The 18,193-nt window shown below is 59.1% G+C and carries 13 protein-coding genes; 9 read left to right on the plus strand and 4 right to left on the minus strand.

Annotated elements, in window-relative coordinates; translation table 11 throughout:
* Positions 1-2 precede the first annotated feature (2 nt).
* Together parC and ACXPVS_RS10180 are read left to right on the plus strand one after the other, a co-directional pair.
* Complete coding sequence (gene parC / locus ACXPVS_RS10175) at positions 3-2,270, plus strand: DNA topoisomerase IV subunit A (RefSeq protein WP_458509813.1); 2,268 nt, start codon at positions 3-5, stop codon at positions 2,268-2,270.
* 176 nt (positions 2,271-2,446) lie between these two features.
* The gene (locus ACXPVS_RS10180; RefSeq protein WP_458509814.1) at positions 2,447-3,160 is read left to right on the plus strand and encodes a PqiC family protein; all 714 of its coding nucleotides are present in this window, start codon (positions 2,447-2,449) and stop codon (positions 3,158-3,160) included.
* Positions 3,161-3,219: 59 nt separating this feature from the next.
* Here the strand turns inward: ACXPVS_RS10180 and ACXPVS_RS10185 are convergent, their stop codons facing one another.
* A complete protein-coding gene (locus tag ACXPVS_RS10185; protein ID WP_458509815.1) occupies positions 3,220-4,752 on the minus strand; it encodes an AhpA/YtjB family protein in 1,533 nt (510 codons plus the stop codon).
* A 135-nt stretch (positions 4,753-4,887) separates the two neighbouring features.
* Between ACXPVS_RS10185 and serB the strand changes: the two genes are divergently transcribed.
* Positions 4,888-6,102: a phosphoserine phosphatase SerB gene (serB, locus tag ACXPVS_RS10190; protein ID WP_008153333.1), complete on the plus strand. Its 1,215-nt coding sequence runs from the start codon at positions 4,888-4,890 to the stop codon at positions 6,100-6,102.
* Between the two features lie 202 nt (positions 6,103-6,304).
* Here serB and asd read toward each other — a convergent pair whose 3' ends face one another.
* Genes asd through ACXPVS_RS10205 form a run of 3 tightly spaced genes read right to left on the minus strand, consistent with a single transcriptional unit; the run spans position 6,305 to position 9,580 of the window.
* Positions 6,305-7,165, minus strand: a complete 861-nt coding sequence (asd, locus tag ACXPVS_RS10195) for an archaetidylserine decarboxylase (RefSeq protein ID WP_458509816.1) — start codon at positions 7,163-7,165, stop codon at positions 6,305-6,307.
* An 18-nt stretch (positions 7,166-7,183) separates the two neighbouring features.
* Positions 7,184-7,999, minus strand: coding sequence for a rhodanese-like domain-containing protein (locus tag ACXPVS_RS10200; RefSeq protein WP_458509817.1), 816 nt, complete (start codon positions 7,997-7,999; stop codon positions 7,184-7,186).
* 42 nt (positions 8,000-8,041) lie between these two features.
* Entirely contained in the window at positions 8,042-9,580 is a 1,539-nt protein-coding gene (locus ACXPVS_RS10205; protein WP_458509818.1) for an HDOD domain-containing protein, read from the minus strand.
* A 166-nt stretch (positions 9,581-9,746) separates the two neighbouring features.
* Here ACXPVS_RS10205 and motA point away from each other — a divergent pair, with 166 nt between their 5' ends.
* The 6 genes from motA to ACXPVS_RS10235 all read left to right on the plus strand — a co-directional run bounded on the left by motA (position 9,747) and on the right by ACXPVS_RS10235 (position 18,164).
* Positions 9,747-10,598 carry a flagellar motor stator protein MotA gene (gene motA / locus ACXPVS_RS10210; RefSeq protein ID WP_458509819.1) on the plus strand — a complete coding sequence of 284 codons (852 nt, stop codon included), beginning with the start codon at positions 9,747-9,749 and terminating at the stop codon, positions 10,596-10,598.
* Between the two features lie 3 nt (positions 10,599-10,601).
* Complete coding sequence (gene motB / locus ACXPVS_RS10215; protein WP_458509820.1) at positions 10,602-11,636, plus strand: flagellar motor protein MotB; 1,035 nt, start codon at positions 10,602-10,604, stop codon at positions 11,634-11,636.
* 249 nt (positions 11,637-11,885) lie between these two features.
* Positions 11,886-13,979, plus strand: a complete 2,094-nt coding sequence (gene tssI / locus ACXPVS_RS10220; protein WP_458509821.1) for a type VI secretion system tip protein TssI/VgrG — start codon at positions 11,886-11,888, stop codon at positions 13,977-13,979.
* Positions 13,976-14,542, plus strand: a complete 567-nt coding sequence (locus ACXPVS_RS10225) for a DUF4123 domain-containing protein (RefSeq protein ID WP_458509822.1) — start codon at positions 13,976-13,978, stop codon at positions 14,540-14,542. The genes tssI and ACXPVS_RS10225 overlap by 4 nt, the downstream gene beginning before the upstream one ends.
* Positions 14,539-17,232: a toxin VasX gene (locus tag ACXPVS_RS10230; RefSeq protein ID WP_458509823.1), complete on the plus strand. Its 2,694-nt coding sequence runs from the start codon at positions 14,539-14,541 to the stop codon at positions 17,230-17,232. Before ACXPVS_RS10225 ends, ACXPVS_RS10230 begins: the two co-directional genes overlap by 4 nt.
* A complete protein-coding gene (locus ACXPVS_RS10235) occupies positions 17,229-18,164 on the plus strand; it encodes a hypothetical protein (protein ID WP_458509824.1) in 936 nt (311 codons plus the stop codon). Before ACXPVS_RS10230 ends, ACXPVS_RS10235 begins: the two co-directional genes overlap by 4 nt.
* Positions 18,165-18,193: the final 29 nt, after the last annotated feature.

Below are 18,193 nucleotides of genomic sequence, written 5' to 3' on the forward strand. Positions count from 1 at the left end.
GCATGAGCGACTCCCTTGATCTCAGCCTGGACGGTGTAGAGCGCCGGTCACTGGCTGACTTCACCGAAAATGCCTACCTCAACTACTCCATGTACGTGATCATGGACCGTGCCTTGCCGCATATCGGCGACGGCCTGAAACCAGTCCAGCGGCGCATTATCTATGCGATGAGCGAGTTGGGGCTGGACGCCGACTCCAAGCACAAGAAATCGGCGCGTACCGTCGGTGACGTGCTCGGTAAGTTCCACCCGCACGGCGACTCGGCCTGCTACGAAGCCATGGTCCTGATGGCCCAGCCGTTCAGCTACCGCTACACGCTGGTCGACGGCCAGGGTAACTGGGGTGCGCCGGATGATCCCAAGTCCTTCGCCGCCATGCGTTACACCGAGGCGCGGCTGTCGCGTTATTCCGAAGTGCTGCTCAGCGAACTGGGCCAGGGCACCGCGGACTGGGGACCGAACTTCGACGGCACCCTCGACGAGCCACTGGTGTTGCCGGCACGTTTGCCGAACATTCTGCTCAACGGCACCACCGGCATCGCCGTGGGCATGGCCACCGACGTACCGCCGCACAACCTGCGCGAAGTCGCGACAGCGTGCGTGCGTTTGCTCGATGAACCGAAAGCCACGGTCGAGCAGCTCTGCGAACACATCCAGGGCCCGGATTACCCGACCGAAGCGGAAATCATCACCCCCCGCGCCGACCTGCTGAAAATCTACGAAACCGGCAAGGGCTCGGTGCGCATGCGCGCTGTTTACCACATCGAAGACGGCGACATCATCGTCACCGCGCTGCCGCATCAGGTGTCTGGCGCCAAGGTACTGGAACAGATCGCGGCCATGATGCAGGCCAAGCCGTCGAAAGCCCCGCAGATCGCTGACTTGCGAGACGAATCCGACCACGAAAACCCGTGCCGGATTGTGATTATTCCAGGCGCACGCAAAAACTTTGACCATGACGCGCTGATGCAGCACCTGTTCGCCAGCACCGAGTTGGAGTCGAGCTACCGGGTCAACATCAACATCATCGGCCTCGACGGCAAGCCGCAGCTGAAAAACCTGCGTGCGCTGCTGGTGGAATGGCTGGAGTTTCGCGTCAACACCGTGCGTCGTCGCCTGCAGTTCCGCCTGGACAAGGTCGAGCGTCGTCTGCACTTGTTGGACGGGTTGTTGATCGCCTACCTCAACCTGGATGAAGTGATTCACATCATCCGCACCGAGGAGCACCCGAAAGCTGCGTTGATCGAGCGTTTCGCCCTGAGCGAAATACAGGCCGACTACATCCTCGACACCCGTTTGCGTCAGTTGGCGCGACTGGAAGAAATGAAGTTGCGTGCCGAGCAGGATGAACTGCTCAAGGAGCAGGCCAAGCTGCAAGCCCTGCTGGGCAGTGAAGCCAAACTGAAAAAACTGGTACGCACCGAGCTGATCAAGGACGCCGAAACTTACGGCGACGACCGTCGCTCGCCAATCGTTGAGCGTGCCGAATCCAAGGCCCTGACCGAGCACGATCTGCTACCGAACGAGAAAGTGACCGTCGTCCTGTCGGAAAAAGGCTGGGTTCGTTCTGCGAAGGGGCACGAAATCGACGCCACCGGGCTTTCCTACAAAGCCGGGGATGGTTTCAAGGCTCTGGCGCCCGGCCGCTCCAACCAGTTTGCGGTGTTTATCGATTCCACCGGGCGCAGCTATTCGGTGGCCGCGCACACGCTGCCATCGGCCCGTGGCCAGGGCGAGCCGCTGACCGGTCGTCTGACGCCACCGCCAGGGGCGAGCTTCGAGTGCGTGCTGATGCCGGAAGACGATTCGCTGTACGTGATTGCTTCTGACGCCGGTTACGGTTTTGTGGTCAAGGGTGAAGACCTGCAAGCCAAAAACAAGGCCGGCAAGGCGCTGTTGAGTCTGCCGAACAACGCCAAGGTGATTCTGCCGCGGCCAGTGGCTGATCGTGAGCAAAACTGGCTGGCCTCGGTGACCACCGAAGGTCGCCTGCTGATCTTCAAAATCAGCGATCTGCCACAATTAGGTAAGGGCAAGGGCAACAAGATCATCGGGATCTCCGGTGAGCGTGTCGCCAGTCGCGAAGAATATGTCACGGACATCGCCGTATTGCCGGATGGCGCCACGTTGGTGTTGCAGGCCGGAAAACGTACCTTGTCATTGAAAGCCGACGACCTCGAACACTACAAAGGTGAGCGTGGACGTCGTGGTAACAAATTGCCACGTGGCTTTCAGAGGGTAGATGCGCTGCTCGTCGAAAACCTCAATTAAGCGCCCTAGAGCACTCGATCTACGATTTAACGCGTAGATCGACGCTTTGGCGCTGGAGTCGGAACGCATATTCACGGATGATATGGCCTTTCAAGCGCCGGCGTGGCCGAGCGTTCTTCATATTTATTGAGTATTTTCACTGTGGTTAGCCTTGTGGCAACCACCTGGATGGGACGATGACTGCTCTGCGCCTTCCTTTTATTTTGATGCTCGCTGGCGTTCTTGGCCTGGCGGGTTGCAGCGTTCACCAGGCGGTGTCGCTGTATCAGCTGGACAGCGGAAATCCGCCTCAGCCTGCGCAAAGCGCTGGCATGGCTGTATTGCTGGGTCCGGTAACGGTCGCCGATTATCTGCAACGCGAAACGTTGTTGCAGCGACAGCCGGATGGCAGCCTGCAAGCTTCGACTGATGGTCGTTGGGCGGGTAGCCTGTCGTCGGATGTCGATCAGCTGCTGCTGCGTCAGGTCGCCGGTCATCTGGACAGCCAGCGCGTGGTGCTGGCGCCAGCGACAGTGGGCTTCACGCCGGATGTGCAGGTTCTTCTGACGATTACTCGCCTGGACTCGGGTGAGGCGCAACCGGCGATCCTTGATGCCCAATGGCGTCTGATCGATCGTCGTGGCCGGGTTCGTGATAACCGCATCGTTCACCTGCAGGAACAGCATGCCGGTGGCACGGCGGCTCAGGTTCAGGCTCAGGGTGTATTGCTGCAGCGTCTGGCCGAGCAACTGTCGACGGCGCTCAAGCCGCTGGCTAATCAGCCGCCGATTGCCGAAGCGCCGCGTAAACCGGCGCCTAAGCCTGTGGCGCCTGCTGCCGAGCAGGACAAGCAGCCGAAGATCCCGATGGCTTCGCCGATCCGGACCGATATGGAAGTATTCAGGTTCTAAGTCTGGATTGATCCAAGAAAAAGCCCGCAGTGATGCGGGCTTTTTCATAACGAGGCTATTTACGCCCGACGCTCATGCATCCGCGCCAGTTGCCGCTCAAGCATCGACGGATAAGGCTCCATCAGTCGCTCTACACAACAAGCGCCTTCCGGGCTTGCGATCGGTCGTATCCGTGCGCGCTGGCGGATCAGTGCGTCGTCACCGATCTTGCGCTCTACCAACAGCAGGTTACGGCTGTGTTGCGAAAGGGCTAGCGCATCCTGAGCGGTTTCGGTCAGCAGCAGATCAATCTGGCTCAGGCCGAAAAGCTCGTCGCCCAGTGTCAGGCCCAGTTGCAATTGCAAGGTGATGCCGCTGTCGGCGACTTCGATCTGCAACTGATGGCCCAGAGCCCGCAACAACTCACCGCAGCATATGGCGTTGGTCAGGTAGTCGTCGCCGCTGTCTTCGGCGTGGAACAGCATCAGCGTGCTGCCATCGTTCAGGGTGTGCAGCTCGCTCTGGTAGAGCGAGGCGGCCTGATCGAGGCAGTCGCGATAGCGTTTGAGCAATTCTTCGAGTCGTGTGCGGGGCAGGCGACGCAGTTGATCCTGAGCGCCCAGTTGCACGGCCAGCACCGCGCTGTGCTGCGGCACGTTCGATATTTGCAGTTTGGCTACCGGCTTCGGCGCGGTCGAAGCTGACTCATCACGCAGGTCGGCAAATGCATCGTCGTCGTCATCGTCTTCAACGGTGCTGACAATGCGCCGTGGCGCCGGTTTGAGGCCGGCCACAGGCTTGGATTCATCGAAACTGGGGTCACGCAAATTGCGCACTTCGAAGGTTGGCTCGTTGTCGTCCGCGTCTTCGTAGTCGCTGTCGTCGTATTCAGGCTCGGGAGCGGGTTCCGGCTCGGCGGGCTCCGGCGCGAAGTCGGCGTGCAACTGGCGAGCCAGATCGCCGATCTCATCCTGACGCTCGGTGGCCGGGGTGTCTTCGTCGATATGGCGCAGCCACACCCGCAATTGCAGCAGCGGCGTGGAGATGTGCCGACCCAGTCGCAGGCTCAAGGCCAGGGACAGCGCCAGCAGAATCGCGCTCAAAATGCCCATGCTTTGCAGGCTGATGGTCATCGGTTGCTGGAACTGATCCATGTCCAGGCTGATGCGCAGTTGCCCGGCGGTCACGTCCTGGAAAGTGATCTTGCTCTGGTACATGCCTTCGGCTTCGCCCAGCAGGCTATGCTTGGGGCGCTGACCGGCTTCGGCGAGGATGCGGTTATCCACGCTGTAGATGGCAGCGTGAGCCACCAGATTGTTTTTGGTCAGGTTGTTGAGCAGGACGTTGAGGCTGAGGATGTCGTTGGACACCAACAGTTCCGTGGCGGACGTGGCAGTCTGGGTGGTCAGGCTTTCGCCCAGGGCATCCGCCTGCTCGTGCATGGCCTGCTTGAACTGCAAACCCATCACACCGGCATAGATCACCAGGGCCAGAGCGACCAGGATCACGTTATGGCTGGCGATGCGCAATGCAATCGGTACACGGCGGTGGCGCAGTGCACGGAAGATCAGCAGAAAGAAGTTATCGGTTTTTACTGGCGTGGGCCGGTTCACTTGAGCTCGGCTCTTTTGTCCGTGAAGTTGACGCGCAGTATAGCGATAGGCCCTAGACCGTCAAAGCGCTCACGGTGCCCGATGGTCACTGAAAGTGGGTAGAATGCGGTTTTTTTCCACCTGCGGGGGTGCGCCTTGCGCGAAATCGTCCTGATAAACATCACGGGAGTCGACCGTCCGGGTCTGACTGCAGCCATTACCGGCGTTCTGGCCCAGGGTGGTGTGAACATTCTCGACATCGGTCAGGCGGTGATCCACGACACGTTGTCGTTCGGCATCCTGGTTGAAATTCCTGACACCGAGCAAGGCAAGTCGGTGCTCAAGGACATCCTGTTCACCGCGTACAAGCTCGACCAACAGGTGCGTTTCACGCCGGTGTCCGAAGAGGATTACCAGCAGTGGGTTGGCAATCAGGGCAAGAAACGCCACATCGTGACCCTGTTGACCCGCAAAGTGACCGCCGGGCAATTGCAGGCCGTGAGTTCGATCACCGCCAAGTATGGCCTGAACATCGACCACATCGATCGTCTGTCCGGGCGCATGCCGCTGGACACGCCGGCCGATCAGGGCAAGGGCTGCATCGAGTTTTCCGTTCGTGGTGAAGCGGCTGATCCGCAAGCGCTGCGGGCCGAATTCCTCAGCGTCGCGCAGGAACTGAACGTTGACATCGCCTTCCAGGAAGATTCGCTGTTCCGTCGTAACCGTCGCCTGGCGGTGTTCGACATGGACTCAACGCTGATCGAAGCCGAAGTCATCGACGAACTGGCTAAGGCTGCCGGCGTGGGCGATCAGGTGTCTGCGATCACTGAACGGGCGATGGCCGGCGAATTGGACTTCCGCGCCAGCTTCAAGGAGCGCCTGGCCTTGTTGAAAGGGTTGGATGTCAGCGTGCTGGACTCCATCGGCGCCTCACTGCGTCTGACCGAGGGGGCCGAAACCCTGTTCGCCGAACTCAAGCGTCTGGGCTACAAGACCGCCATCCTGTCGGGCGGGTTTACCTACTTCGCCAAGCAATTGCAGGCCAAGTTGGGTATCGACTATGTGTTCGCCAACGAACTGGAAGTGGTCGACGGCAAGGTCACCGGTGTTGCGGTCGAACCGATTGTCGATGCGCAGCGCAAGGCGGATCTGTTGAAGGAACTGGCGCACAAGGAAGGTTTGCGTCTGGAGCAGACCATTGCGGTCGGCGACGGTGCCAACGATTTGCCGATGCTGGCGATTGCCGGGCTGGGCGTGGCGTTCCGCGCCAAACCGCTGGTCAAGCAGTCGGCGAAGCAGGCGATTTCTACCCTTGGGCTGGATGGCGTGCTGTATCTGCTGGGTTTTAGGGATCGCGACGGGCAGCTCTGAGGTATTTGCCGTCTCGAATCAAAGTCTTCCTCGGCGCCGCTCACTGCGGCGTTGTCGTTTTTGGCTACCTCCAGTGGCCGGCTGGTCGATGGCACCAATACCTACGCCAACGAAGGGCCTGTCGGCTTCCGTCGCCAGGTAGAGTAACGACGCCACCGAAATGTCCGGCCCCGCAAAGAAGTTCGCGGGGTCGGATCAGTGATCAGGCTTTTGCCATGCCGATGCCCCGGCCCATCTGCACGGGTGAACCGGCCGCCAGTTCTTCAGCCCACTTCACTTGATCAGGCCCGAACAGCACGACAGCGGTCGAACCCAGTTTGAAGCGACCCAGTTCTGCACCTTTCTCCAAATGGATCGGCGCGCGGGCAGCTTCGTCGTAGCGGAAGGTTTTCAGCTCGCGTTTTGGCGGCGTGACCAGCCCGGCCCAGACGGTTTCGATCGACGCCACAATCATCGCGCCCACCAACACCACGGCCATCGGCCCGCGCTCGGTGTCGAAAATGCACGCTACACGCTCATTGCGGGCGAACAGTTCCGGAACGTTTTCGGCGGTGGTCTGGTTGACCGAGAAGATCCGGCCCGGGATGTAGACCATCTCGCGCAGGGTGCCGGCCAGCGGCATGTGCACGCGGTGGTAGTCCTTCGGCGACAGATAAATAGTCGCGAAATCACCGCCCATGAACGGCGCTGCGTTGGCGGCATCGCCGCCCAGCAATTCCAGCACGCTGAAACTGTGGCCCTTGGCCTGGAACACACGACCGTGTTCGATCGGGCCGAGTTGGCTGACCGCACCGTCGGCGGGGCTGAGGATCGCGCCTGGCGTCTCGTCCAGCGGGCGAGCGCCGTCCTTCAAGGCGCGAGTGAAGAACGCATTGAAATGCTCATAGGCGGTCAGGTCTTCGACCAGCGCCTGCGACATATCCACCTGATAACGCTTGGCGAACCAGGCGGTGAAGGCGTTCTTGAACCAGTGCACGCGGCATTCGGCAATGCAGCCGGCCAGTCGCGACAGCAGGTGATGGGGCAGCAGGTATTGGCTGAGGATAAACAAACGCTTATTCATTAACTGTCCTTAAAAACCTTAAATCTCTACGGGCGTATCGGGGTGGTTGCCCCATTCGCCCCAGGAACCGGCGTAGCCTTTGACCCGCGGATAACCGAGGGATTTGGCCACCAGATAGGTGAAGCCAGAACGATGGTGAGTCTGGCAGTGGGTAATCACTTCTTTGTCTTTGCTGATCCCGAGTTTTTCCAGGATCTGCGGCATGTCGGTGCGGATGCGCAGGTTACGCGCCTGATCCATGCCCGCGGTCCATTCGAAATTGACCGCGCCGGGAATGTGCCCGGCCTTGGCCGCCAGCACTTTCTCGCCGGAATACTCCAGCGGCCCGCGCGCGTCCCAGATCGCCAGGTCGGCGGCACCGAGTCGGCTTTGCAAGTATTCGCGGGTGGCGGTGGGTTCATCGTGCAGGGTCAGCGCAACCGGGCTGCCGACTGCGGCCGGGATCTGGATCGACATGGGCAAGCCTTCTGCCAGCCAGGCCTTCAGGCCGCCGTCGACATAGTGGTACTTGCTGTGGCCGATGACATCCAGCAGCCAGATAAAGCGCCCGGCCCAACCGCCGCCTTCATCGTCATAGACGACATAGACCGCATCAGGGTTGTGCCCCAACTCGCCGAACAACGCTTCGAGGGCCGCTTGCGGCGGCATCAGTCCCGGCGCGGGTGCGTGACCGAGTTGGGTGCGTTTCGGATCGACAAAACGCGCACCGGGGATATGCCCTTCGGCATAGCGGGCGCTGCTGGTCAGGTCCACCAGAATCAGTTCGCGGGAGTCGAGGCGAGGGAGCAAGTCGCTCGGCTCGATCACCAGCGGCAAGCCAGAGAAGTCAGGCATGTGAGGTCTCCAGAGCACAAAAGGGACGATTGTATAGCAGCGTCATTGGCCGCGGTGACTAAAGCTGTGCAGTGCCTTTTCGATGCACTGCGCGGTTTTGCCGAATGCTTGCACGGTGATTTCCGAGAACGGCCCGCCGCCCTGGTCCGCCACCACAATCATGATCACTCGGCCATTATTGACCAATGACCGCAACAGCAAGTGTTCGCCGCCGAACTGTGAGCGCAGGCTGGCCGGCAACAGGGCGCAAAATTGTGCGTTGTTGGTCGGCGTCAGGCGTATCTGGGCCTGCTGCGAGAGCAGGCGTTGCAGCACGGCGCTTTGGCTGACGACAAGGTTCAGACCGGCCGCTTCTTTTGGCAGCCCGGCCGTCTGGTGCACTCGCAGATTGTCATGGGTGCGGTCGGCCATCAGGATCATCACTCGACGCATGCCGCACGCGACCAGCGCGTCCCGGGCTGACGTGGTCAAGTGCATGGCATTGGTGAAGCGACTCGGCTCAACCAGCAGCTCGGCACATTGTCTGCGCCATTTCGCCAGGTCTTCGGCAGTCGGTGCCGGGGCCGGCAACAATCCAGCGTGAACGCGGTTCATACCCCACGGCCAGATCAGTGAAACGGCCGGGTGCCAAAGGTCTGGCATGGCGTGATGGCGGGCGCTGTTGGCGGCCTGTTGGTGCAACTGCTGCTGCACTTCGTCCATCGGCATTTGCAGGTAAAGGCTGGTCAGGTACTGCCAGCGTTTACTGTGCGGACTGTCCCAGGCCTGTTGCGCCGACAGCGCCAGGCCGTTGGCCAGCAGCACCGTATTGGCCGGTTGATTGAGCCAGCGGCGCAGGGTTGGATCGTTATCGAGGCGGTTCTGCTGGCGTAATGGGTGCTCACTGTCGCGCGCGATGCGCAGCACTTTCACCAGCTCACGCTGCTCGTTGAGCAGCAGCCGGTAACCCTGATGCACCCAGATAGGCAGGCGCCAGATGTCCACGAGCGCCAGGCAGATTTCCAGCAGGCGCGCGCCGAACAATTGCTTTTCGACTTTGCGCGCCGATTCGCCTTTGTGGATGACCCGCAGCTCCCACTCTTCGAGCAACTGCGGATGGGTCAACGCCATGGGCCACAGCGGCGAGAGAAACAGCAGGCTGCCCCAGTGGATGTCCTGCCACAGCCGCGCCAGGCGACTGGCGAAAAAACCGTTGGCCTGTTGGGTCGCGTGCTGGCTGATCAGTTGCAGCTGACGCAGGGCCAGCGGAATGTCTGACTCAGGTTCGGCGGGCAGGCGGGCGAGCAGTTCTTCGGTGCGCGTCAAACCGAGGCGATTGATCGCCACCTCAAGATTTTCCGCAGGCTCGGTCATGCTGCCATGGGTATGGCGATTGGCTTCGCGAATCACGCTCAAGGCCAGCGCCGGGCTGTCCTGTATCAGTTCGGCGATATCGCGCAGGGAGCTGCGACTGTTGGCGATGGCCTTGCAGACACGGTCGTGACTGGCTTGCGGAACCGGCAGGCGCACGCCATCGAGAAGCTTGACCCAGCCTTCGAGAGTGGTTGGTTTTGGCGTTGGTACGTTCGTTTCGTTAGCCATGGTTGGACGCGATCATCGTCTGCATTACCTATGCCCGGAGCGGGCCAAATTGGCTTTTCGCCTGAACTGGCTATAGTCTGGCGCAGTTTTGCCGATAAGTAGAAGAAGAGATTTTTCAACTTCCGAATATGACCTTGAACCCGACTCAGTAAGTGCTCTCCTACCTATGGCTAAAATAATCGGCATCATTGTCGTATTCGCGAGTGTACTCGGCGGATACGTGCTCTCCCACGGCAAAATTGCCGCCCTGATTCAGCCCTTCGAGGTGCTGATTATTGGTGGTGCGGCACTCGGTGCATTTTTGCAGGCCAACCCCAGTTACATGACCATGCACGTGCTCAAGAAATCCTTGGGCATGTTCACTTCGCGTTTCAACCACACGTTCTATCTGGAAGTGTTGGGCCTGATCTACGAGATCCTCAACAAGAGCCGCCGCGAAGGCATGATGGCTATCGAGGGCGACATCGAAGACGCCGCCGCGAGCCCGATCTTCGCCAAGTATCCGGCGGTGCTTAAAGATGACCGCATGACCGCGTTCATCTGTGATTACCTGCGCATCATGTCCTCCGGCAACATGGCTCCCCATGAGCTGGAAGGCCTGTTCGACATGGAACTCTACAGCCTCAAGGAAGACCTGGAACACCCTGCCCACGCGGTGAACGGCATTGCCGACGCCATGCCAGGTTTCGGTATCGTTGCGGCGGTACTGGGTATCGTGGTGACCATGGCGTCCCTTGGCGAAGGCGACCAGAAATCCATCGGTCTGCACGTGGGTGCAGCCCTGGTCGGTACCTTCTTCGGTATTCTCGCGGCATACGGCTTCTTCGGCCCATTGGCCACTTCCCTGGGCCACGATGCCAAGGAAGAGCTGAACGTCTACGAAGCCATCAAGGCCTCGTTGGTGGCTTCCGCTTCGGGCATGCCGCCGTCGCTGGCGGTAGAGTTCGGCCGCAAGGTTCTGTACCCGGCGCACCGTCCTAGCTTTGCTGAGCTGGAACAAGCGGTTCGCGGTCGCTAAGCCATGGAAAATAACCAGCCGATAATCATCAAGCGCGTCAAGCGCATCGCCGGCGGGCATCACGGGGGCGCCTGGAAAATCGCCTTCGCGGACTTTGCGACGGCGATGATGGCGTTCTTCCTGGTGTTGTGGCTGCTGTCCACTGCAACACCTGAACAGAAGATCGCCATCGCCGGTTACTTCAAGGACCCGGTCGGCTTTTCCGAAAGTGGCACGCCGTACATCATCGACCTGGGCGGCACGCCGACCCTGGCGCCGGAGAGCACCCTCAACCCCGAGGTGAAATCTCAACCGCAGCCGGACAAGGTAACCATCGACACCGAACAGGTTGAAGGCATGGCCGAGCAGGTTGAGAAGGAACGTCTCGAACTGTTGCTGCAAGAACTGCAGAACAAGGTCGAAGAGAATCCGCAACTCAAAAAATTCAAAGACCAGATCCTGTTCGAAATCACGCCGGACGGTTTGCGCATCCAGATCGTGGACGCCGAAAACCGGCCGATGTTCGACTCGGGCAGTGCACGTCTGAAGCCGTACTTCGAAGACATCCTGCTGGCCATGGCCGACACCATCAAAGCGGTGCCGAACAAGATCAGCATCAGCGGCCATACCGATGCCAAGCCGTATTCGAGCACGGGTGATTTCGGTAACTGGGAGCTCTCGTCCAGCCGTGCAAACGCGGCACGTCGTGCGCTGATCGCTGGCAGCTATCCGGATGCACAGGTGGCGCGGGTCGTCGGTTATGCCTCGTCAGCACTGTTTGATCGCGAGGATCCGTTCAATCCGGTCAACCGCCGTATCGACATCGTGGTGCTGACCAAGAAAGCCCAGCGTGCCATCGAAGGTTCGCAAGGAACGGAACCGGCTCCAGAACCAGCGCCGATGCAAGGGCAGGGCGGCCCGGGTGAAGTACCCGCGACGCCAGCCGACCCGAATGCGTTGCCGGCGGATAAAGAGCCGTTGCCGGCGCATGAGCTTCGTGAGCGCTTGAATCTGTTCGAGGATCCGGCGCCGAAACCGGGTGAGCCGCCGAAGCAGTGACCCACGAAAAAGCCGACAGCGATGTCGGCTTTTTTGTGCCTGCTGTCTCGGGGGTGGGATCCTACTAATCGGTATTTTGCCGTTCATTGAGAGGCTGATTCTCAATAGAGAAGATTCCCTCTGGGTTCAAAGACCAGTCCTACATCTATCCTTTTCCTGTCTTGGTAGGGTGCCCGCCAATTTCGCGTGCACAGACCATGGGTGGTTTGGACATCGTGCTTCATTTCCTCTCTGCTTAAGGAAAAGCGTATGTTCCGGTCGGCCAATACGGCGCACTTCGCGCTGCACATCCCCGCTGTTCGTAACGATTTCAAAGTGCTCGCCTTTGACGGTGTTGAGGCCATCAGCGCCTTGTACGCGATCCACGTTGAACTGGTCAGCGAACACCCGGATTTTGATCTCGAAAGTCTGCTCAGCCAGCCCGCGTTTCTCCAGTTCGGTCTTAACGGCGAAGGCCTTCATGGCCGGATCGAAGACGTATTCGTCGGTGAGGCAGGCAAGCGTCTGACCCGTTATCACCTGACCCTGGTGCCGGCGCTGCACTATTTGCAGTTCAGCCACAATCAACGGATTTTCCAACGCCTGACGGTGCCGCAAATCATCGCTCAGGTGCTCAAAGGCCACGGCATTCAGGCCGATGCGTTTACCTTCCATGTCAGCACCAGCCCCGAGCGCGAATACTGCACGCAATATGGGGAAAGCGATTTCGAGCTAGTCCAGCGTCTGTGTGCCGAGGACGGCATCGCCTGGCATCACCAGCATTCGCCAGACGGTCATCTGCTGGTGTTCAGCGACGACCAGACCTGGTTCCCCAAACTGGGCGAAACCCCTTATCAGCAAGACTCCGGCATGGTGGCGGAGCACCCGGTGGTCAGCCAGTTTTCCATGCGTTTTCGCACTCGGACCAGCACGGTTACGCGCCGGGACTATGACTTGAAGCGGCCCAGCCTGTTGCTGGAAAGCCGCTTCACCGCCGAGTTCAGCCCAGAGCTCGAAGACTATCGTTACCCGGTGTTCATCGAGAACGAAAAACGCGGCAAACAACTCGCGCGCCAGGCGTTGGAGCGGCACCGCACCGATTACCAGTTGGCCGAGGGCAGCAGCGATCAACCGACGCTGCGCGGTGGTCACTTGTTCGACCTGATCGACCACCCACGTAAAGCCTGCAACGATTTGTGGTTGTTGCTCAGCGTTACCCACGTTGGCAAGCAACCTCAGTCACTGGAAGAGGCCATCACCAGCGACGTCAAACCCGAAGACGGCTTTACCCAAGGCTATCGCAACAGCTTCAGCGCCATTCCCTGGGATGTGTTCTACCGTCCGCCGTTGCGCCCGCGCAACACCGTGCTGGTCAGCCAGACCGCCCGCGTCACCGGGCCGGTCGGCGAAGAGATATATTGCGACGAATTTGGTCGTGTGAAGGTCGAGCTGCCATGGGATCGGGCCGAACTCAACAGTGAAAAAAGCAGCTGCTGGCTGCGGGTTTCCTCCAGTTGGGCGGGCGAAAACTTTGGCGCGGTGACCATTCCGCGTATCGGTATGGAAGTGGTGGTGACCTATCTGGAAGGCGATCCCGACCAACCGTTGATCACCGGGTGTGTGGTCAACAACGTCAACTCCGCAGCGCATTCCTTACCGGAGCACAAAACCAAAACTGTCTTGCGTAGCCACAGCTCCCCGCACACCGGGGGTTACAACGAGCTGTCGCTTGAAGACCGCGCCGGGCAGGAACAAATCTACTTGCGTGCCCAGCGCGACCTCGAGCAACTGATCCTCAATGACAGCGACACCAAAATCGGTAACGACCGTCGCGAACAGATCACCCGCGACAGCCACAGCCTGATCAGCAACGACCGTTTCGAACAGGTCGACCACCACAGCGCCAGCCTGATCAAGGGCGACGAGTTGCACACCACCCAAGGCGTGCGCAACACGGTGATCGGCGGCAACGAACTGATCACCATCTCCGGCAACAGCAGCACGACGGCAGGCGGCACGCTGGTGATTCAGGCCGGTTCGCAAGCCCACGTCACCGCTGCCAACGTGGTGATCGATGCGGGGATGAGCTTGACGCTCACGGCGGGTGGTCACCACATCGTGATCAACGCCGGCGGGATTTTCAGCAGCGTGGCCATTGTCGAGGGTGGTTCACCGGTCGCGGGCCTGCCCGGGCAGGCGGCACTGTCAGTAGTTCCCCAAGCTGCCGAGGCAGTGGTTATCGACACCCTCCCCATGGAAGCCCTGCTCAAACAGAACATCGTCTTTCGTGAGGCTGATTCTGGCATTTGCCCGGTATGCGATGCCGCCCCGGAACATCAGTTAACAGGGAGGGCTAAAGCATGACCCCGATCACCCCGAACAAAGGCCTGCTCCTGCTTGACGGTTCCCAGTATGAGGACGCTATCGATTGGCTTCACCAGCACTACGGCGCGGACGCTCCTCAATCGCTTTTCAAGGGGACCGCCTACGAGCGGATTGGCGCAGCGGGGCCATTTCTGCTCAATGCCTCACTGGGTAGCGCTGCCTACGCCGCATGGTGGGGTGGCTCTGACTTGCAACACGGTGTTTGGCTGGCTTCTTCACAAAGTGCCCAACAATGGCTACCGATCCTGCAACGTCGGTTGCGCATTTTTGATGAATACCAGCGAGAGCTATGGCTGCGTCTGGCGGATGGCTCGGCTCTACGACGCGCTTGGTTGGCCGGGGCGCAATGGCCAGCAGGTTTTTGGTTTGGTGTGGAAAGCGTCTGGCTACGCCATGGCAACGCGCCGGTGTGCGCTTGGGAAAACGAAGCACCGGAATTCGACTCAGCACCGGCCAATAAAGGTCTGGCCGCGCAAATCAACCTGCCTGATCTGCTTCTGCATGCTCTGAGCCTTCCCGCCAACCCGGAGAGAAAACCATGAGTGCCCAGAATAAAATCCGCGTTGGAACCTGCCCGCTGTTCGCTGCGGTTTTGCCTCTGCGATACGCTCTCGGCCCAACCGTCGCTGTCGATACCGAGGCCTACGACTTGCCAGCGTTGAGCGGCTCGTTTCCCGAGTTGGGGCCTCGAAATCCTGACTTGACCGGTCATGCGCTCAATTACACCTCGCGTTTGTTGCGCGACGGTTGGCTCTACGTCTGGGAGAGCAGTCCACCCAAGTTGGTGGAGTATCAGGTCGAAAAAGCTCAGCTCACCCAAACCCCGCGTGCGGGCAGGGTGATCGACACCCGGGTCAAACCGCATCTGGTGTTAAGAGCGGGCGACCCTGCCGGATTGGTCTGGTCGCCCGTCCGTTGGAGAGAGGCGCAGTACCAGGCCGCCAGAAAAGACCCCGCCGTGCGTCAGCGCATCATGCGCAGTTTTGTGCCGGGTGTTGCGCCGTTCAGTGGCAAGGTCGACGCCGTCGCCAAGCAGATTGGCGAATATAACGATGCGACGAGCTACGGCTGGAGCGCGGAGCCCGAGACGGAGCACGCACCCGACTGGTTGAAAGTGCTCAAACAGATGGGGCGTTGCGAACAGCAGACCTACGCCGTCATTGATGATGCATGGGGCGTGCTACTCGACCTTGCCGCGCTGATGCGTGTGCGTAAAGAAGCGTTCGACAGTTACCAGGAACATCACGCTGAAACGTGGGCGATGGCCAGTGTCATCAAGTCACTGAGTGAAGGCGACCGCCAACTGAAGGCACAGTTGCCGTCCATCACTCGCTATGACGAACTTCAGCGGGCGTGGAAAGATCAAGAAACCCAGAACGACCGGTATACCGCCGACACGCGGCGTCTGGCCCAACTCTGGGTGGCGTGGTTCAACACCCTGCAATTGGCTGGACCGTCGAGCATGGACACGGCTTGCGGCCATTTTGACATTACCCAGTCGATGGCCCGTGAGGCGCTGGAATTGCATTTCGCAGCGGCTTGCATGGGGCCGGCCAGTACCAGCGTTGGGGCCGAGGCCATTACCCTCAGTCTGGAGGGTGGCAAGGCCGGAAAGCCATGGCTACTTTGGGCATTGCTTGGGTTGCCGTCACGGCTGGGTGTAGGCGAAATCAAATACCTAGTGGACGTCAGTGATGTGGCCCGCGACAACACCGCGTCCCTGCAAGAGGGCGCCAGCAAACTCGCCAGAGCCTTTGGTTATGCCGATGCGTTGAACAAGACCGCCGACAAACTGAAGCAACACAAGCCGGCCTCAAGCATTGAGGCCCTATTTCTGTCCATCGCCCCGGTGGCTGGGCTGCAATTGCATCAGGGTGAAAGGGCCACCGGCACAGCCGGGTATTTGTACATGGCGGCGGCGCTGGCACGCAGCGATCAGCGCATCCAGACCTCGGGCGTCACATCGCGTCAGTTAGGCGAGTGGTACAGCGATTTGATGGGGACTCGCCAGTCAATGCCTGCTCAATTAAATGTCGCACCACTGGCCAGCGGGGTGGCTGACGGTATCCCGTTCATGCATTTGGTCCCGGCCAGCGCCAAGCTGCCACCGTTGCCGGTGAATCTGGCTGCAGGGGTTGAGCTGAGCGGAGTGTTTGATTTGAAAGGCGTGCTGAGTAAAGCGCCGATCAAGTCGATTGTGACGCTGGTGGCGGGAGTGAATTTTGTTTGGGCGACGGGGCAGCTTGCTGAGAATCAAACCACCAAAAGCAGACTTGGTGCGGCCGGGGCTGCGTTTGGCGTTGCAGCAGCAGGCGCCGCAGTATGGCAGCGAGTCGGCGAAGTTAATTGGGAAACGGCTGTCCGCCAAAGTGGGCGGTTTTCAGTTTCGTCATGGCTATTGCTAATTAAAACCTTGGGGCGTGCAGCTATTACTGCGGGGGCCCAAGTCGCCGTGCTGGCCTTCGACGTTGTTTTATATGGGATAGAAGCCTTTGAGGCGTACCAAAAGGGCGATTTCGACACCATGGCGACAAATTTGACTATCGTCAGCGCCGAAGTGGCCGGCATCGTGCTCTATGTAAAACTTTTCCGCGCTTACCGTACCGCACAAGTCGCCGTGATGGTCGGTGAGGCTGCGGCCATTGCAGGGGGGATGAATGTTGCACCACATGTGGCCATAAAAATACTTGGCCTTACCTTGGTGATTGTCACGGGGGTTATTGCCCGACTCTATACAGCAGACACGCCTCTGGAGCAGTGGGTAAAAAACAGTCGTTTTGGGATCCGTCCAGACGACACCTGGTCGAACAGCTACACCCTGTCCATGGATATGCTGTACCCCATTTTGTTTCCCATCGCTTTTGATGCTCACCGATTGGCGGAAATACATCCTTACCAAGGACAGGTCACCTCTACCTACCTGATGCTGAAACTGCCGGGTGAAAACGTACCGCTGACCGACGCCATGATTCACTTCAAGGGCATCGAAGTGTGGGGTGATACGCTCGGCTATCACTCTGAGCAAATTAAAAAGGTCGAATGGACGGGCAAAGACTTTGCTCTACATAGTGGCAGTCGCATTCCTGTGCCCGTTGGCATCACTCCTTATCGCCGTGTGTACCATGAGAATGGAGTGCGGGACTTGAAGCGTATCGAGGGCGAGTTGATCTATTCCCCGCAAGAAGGGTTGACGCTGCCAGCAGTAAAAATCATGGAACGAGCATGGATATGAATATGCCAGAAGAACCACGTTACAGTTCTACGCCCACCGTCGCGCTTGAATCGAACAAGCCCACTGGCGAACAGCCGATGGAGCTGTTTATTACCGATGAACACACCGAGCATTATTTGGCATTGCAATCAGGAGGTGATTCGTCTCGAGGGTTGTGGACGGGTGTATTTGGCGGAATAGGTGGCTGCGCATCGATAGGGTTTACCCTAACGCTGATGATGCAAGGTGTCTTTGATTACATGATGCTTGTTCTCGGTTTTACTTTGTTTCTGGTGCCCTTCCTTTGGGAGATCTCGCGTCCGTTGCCCCTCCCCATTCTTTTTAACCGTCGCACCCGCGAAGTTTACTTCGATCACGACGGCGAACTGTTCCACACCCCGTGGGAAGGCATCTCTGCCGTAGCCAATGAGTTTCAGCTAGTCGCCCCCCACATGGGTGGCATGCAAAGCGCATCGCTGGAAATTCGGGTGCACAGCTTCGAAAAACCGGAAACGGCGTTGATGGTCAGCCTCGGTGCGCCCTTTGGTAAATCACTAGCGATGCAGAAAGGCTTTTGGGAGTACATCCGTTCCTATATGAACAATGGTCCCTATTTCGATGAACACGGTAATCACAGTGAGTCAGACGCATTTGTACAAAGTCAGTTATCCGTGCGGCCCAGAATGAGCGACAGCTTCAAGCAAACACTGGAGCGGATAAAACAGACCAAGCAAGAGAGCGGAGGTAAAAACTATCTGCGTGGTATCGACGTTCTGAGCTTGGTGCTTGATCTCTGCTTTTATCCCACCTGTCGCATTCAAGAACTCACCTACAGCATCGCCAAGCGCCGCTCCCGCAACCTGTGGCCCAAAGTTGTAACCGAACGCTTAAAAGCTAACGGCCCTACGACAAGGCTTGTTGATCTCGAATGCATGCAGAAAGCCAGTGCCTGAATACCGATGGCTGGTGCGTGTACTAGGGT

The sequence above is a fragment of the Pseudomonas sp. Ma2-10 genome, assembly GCF_054330215.1.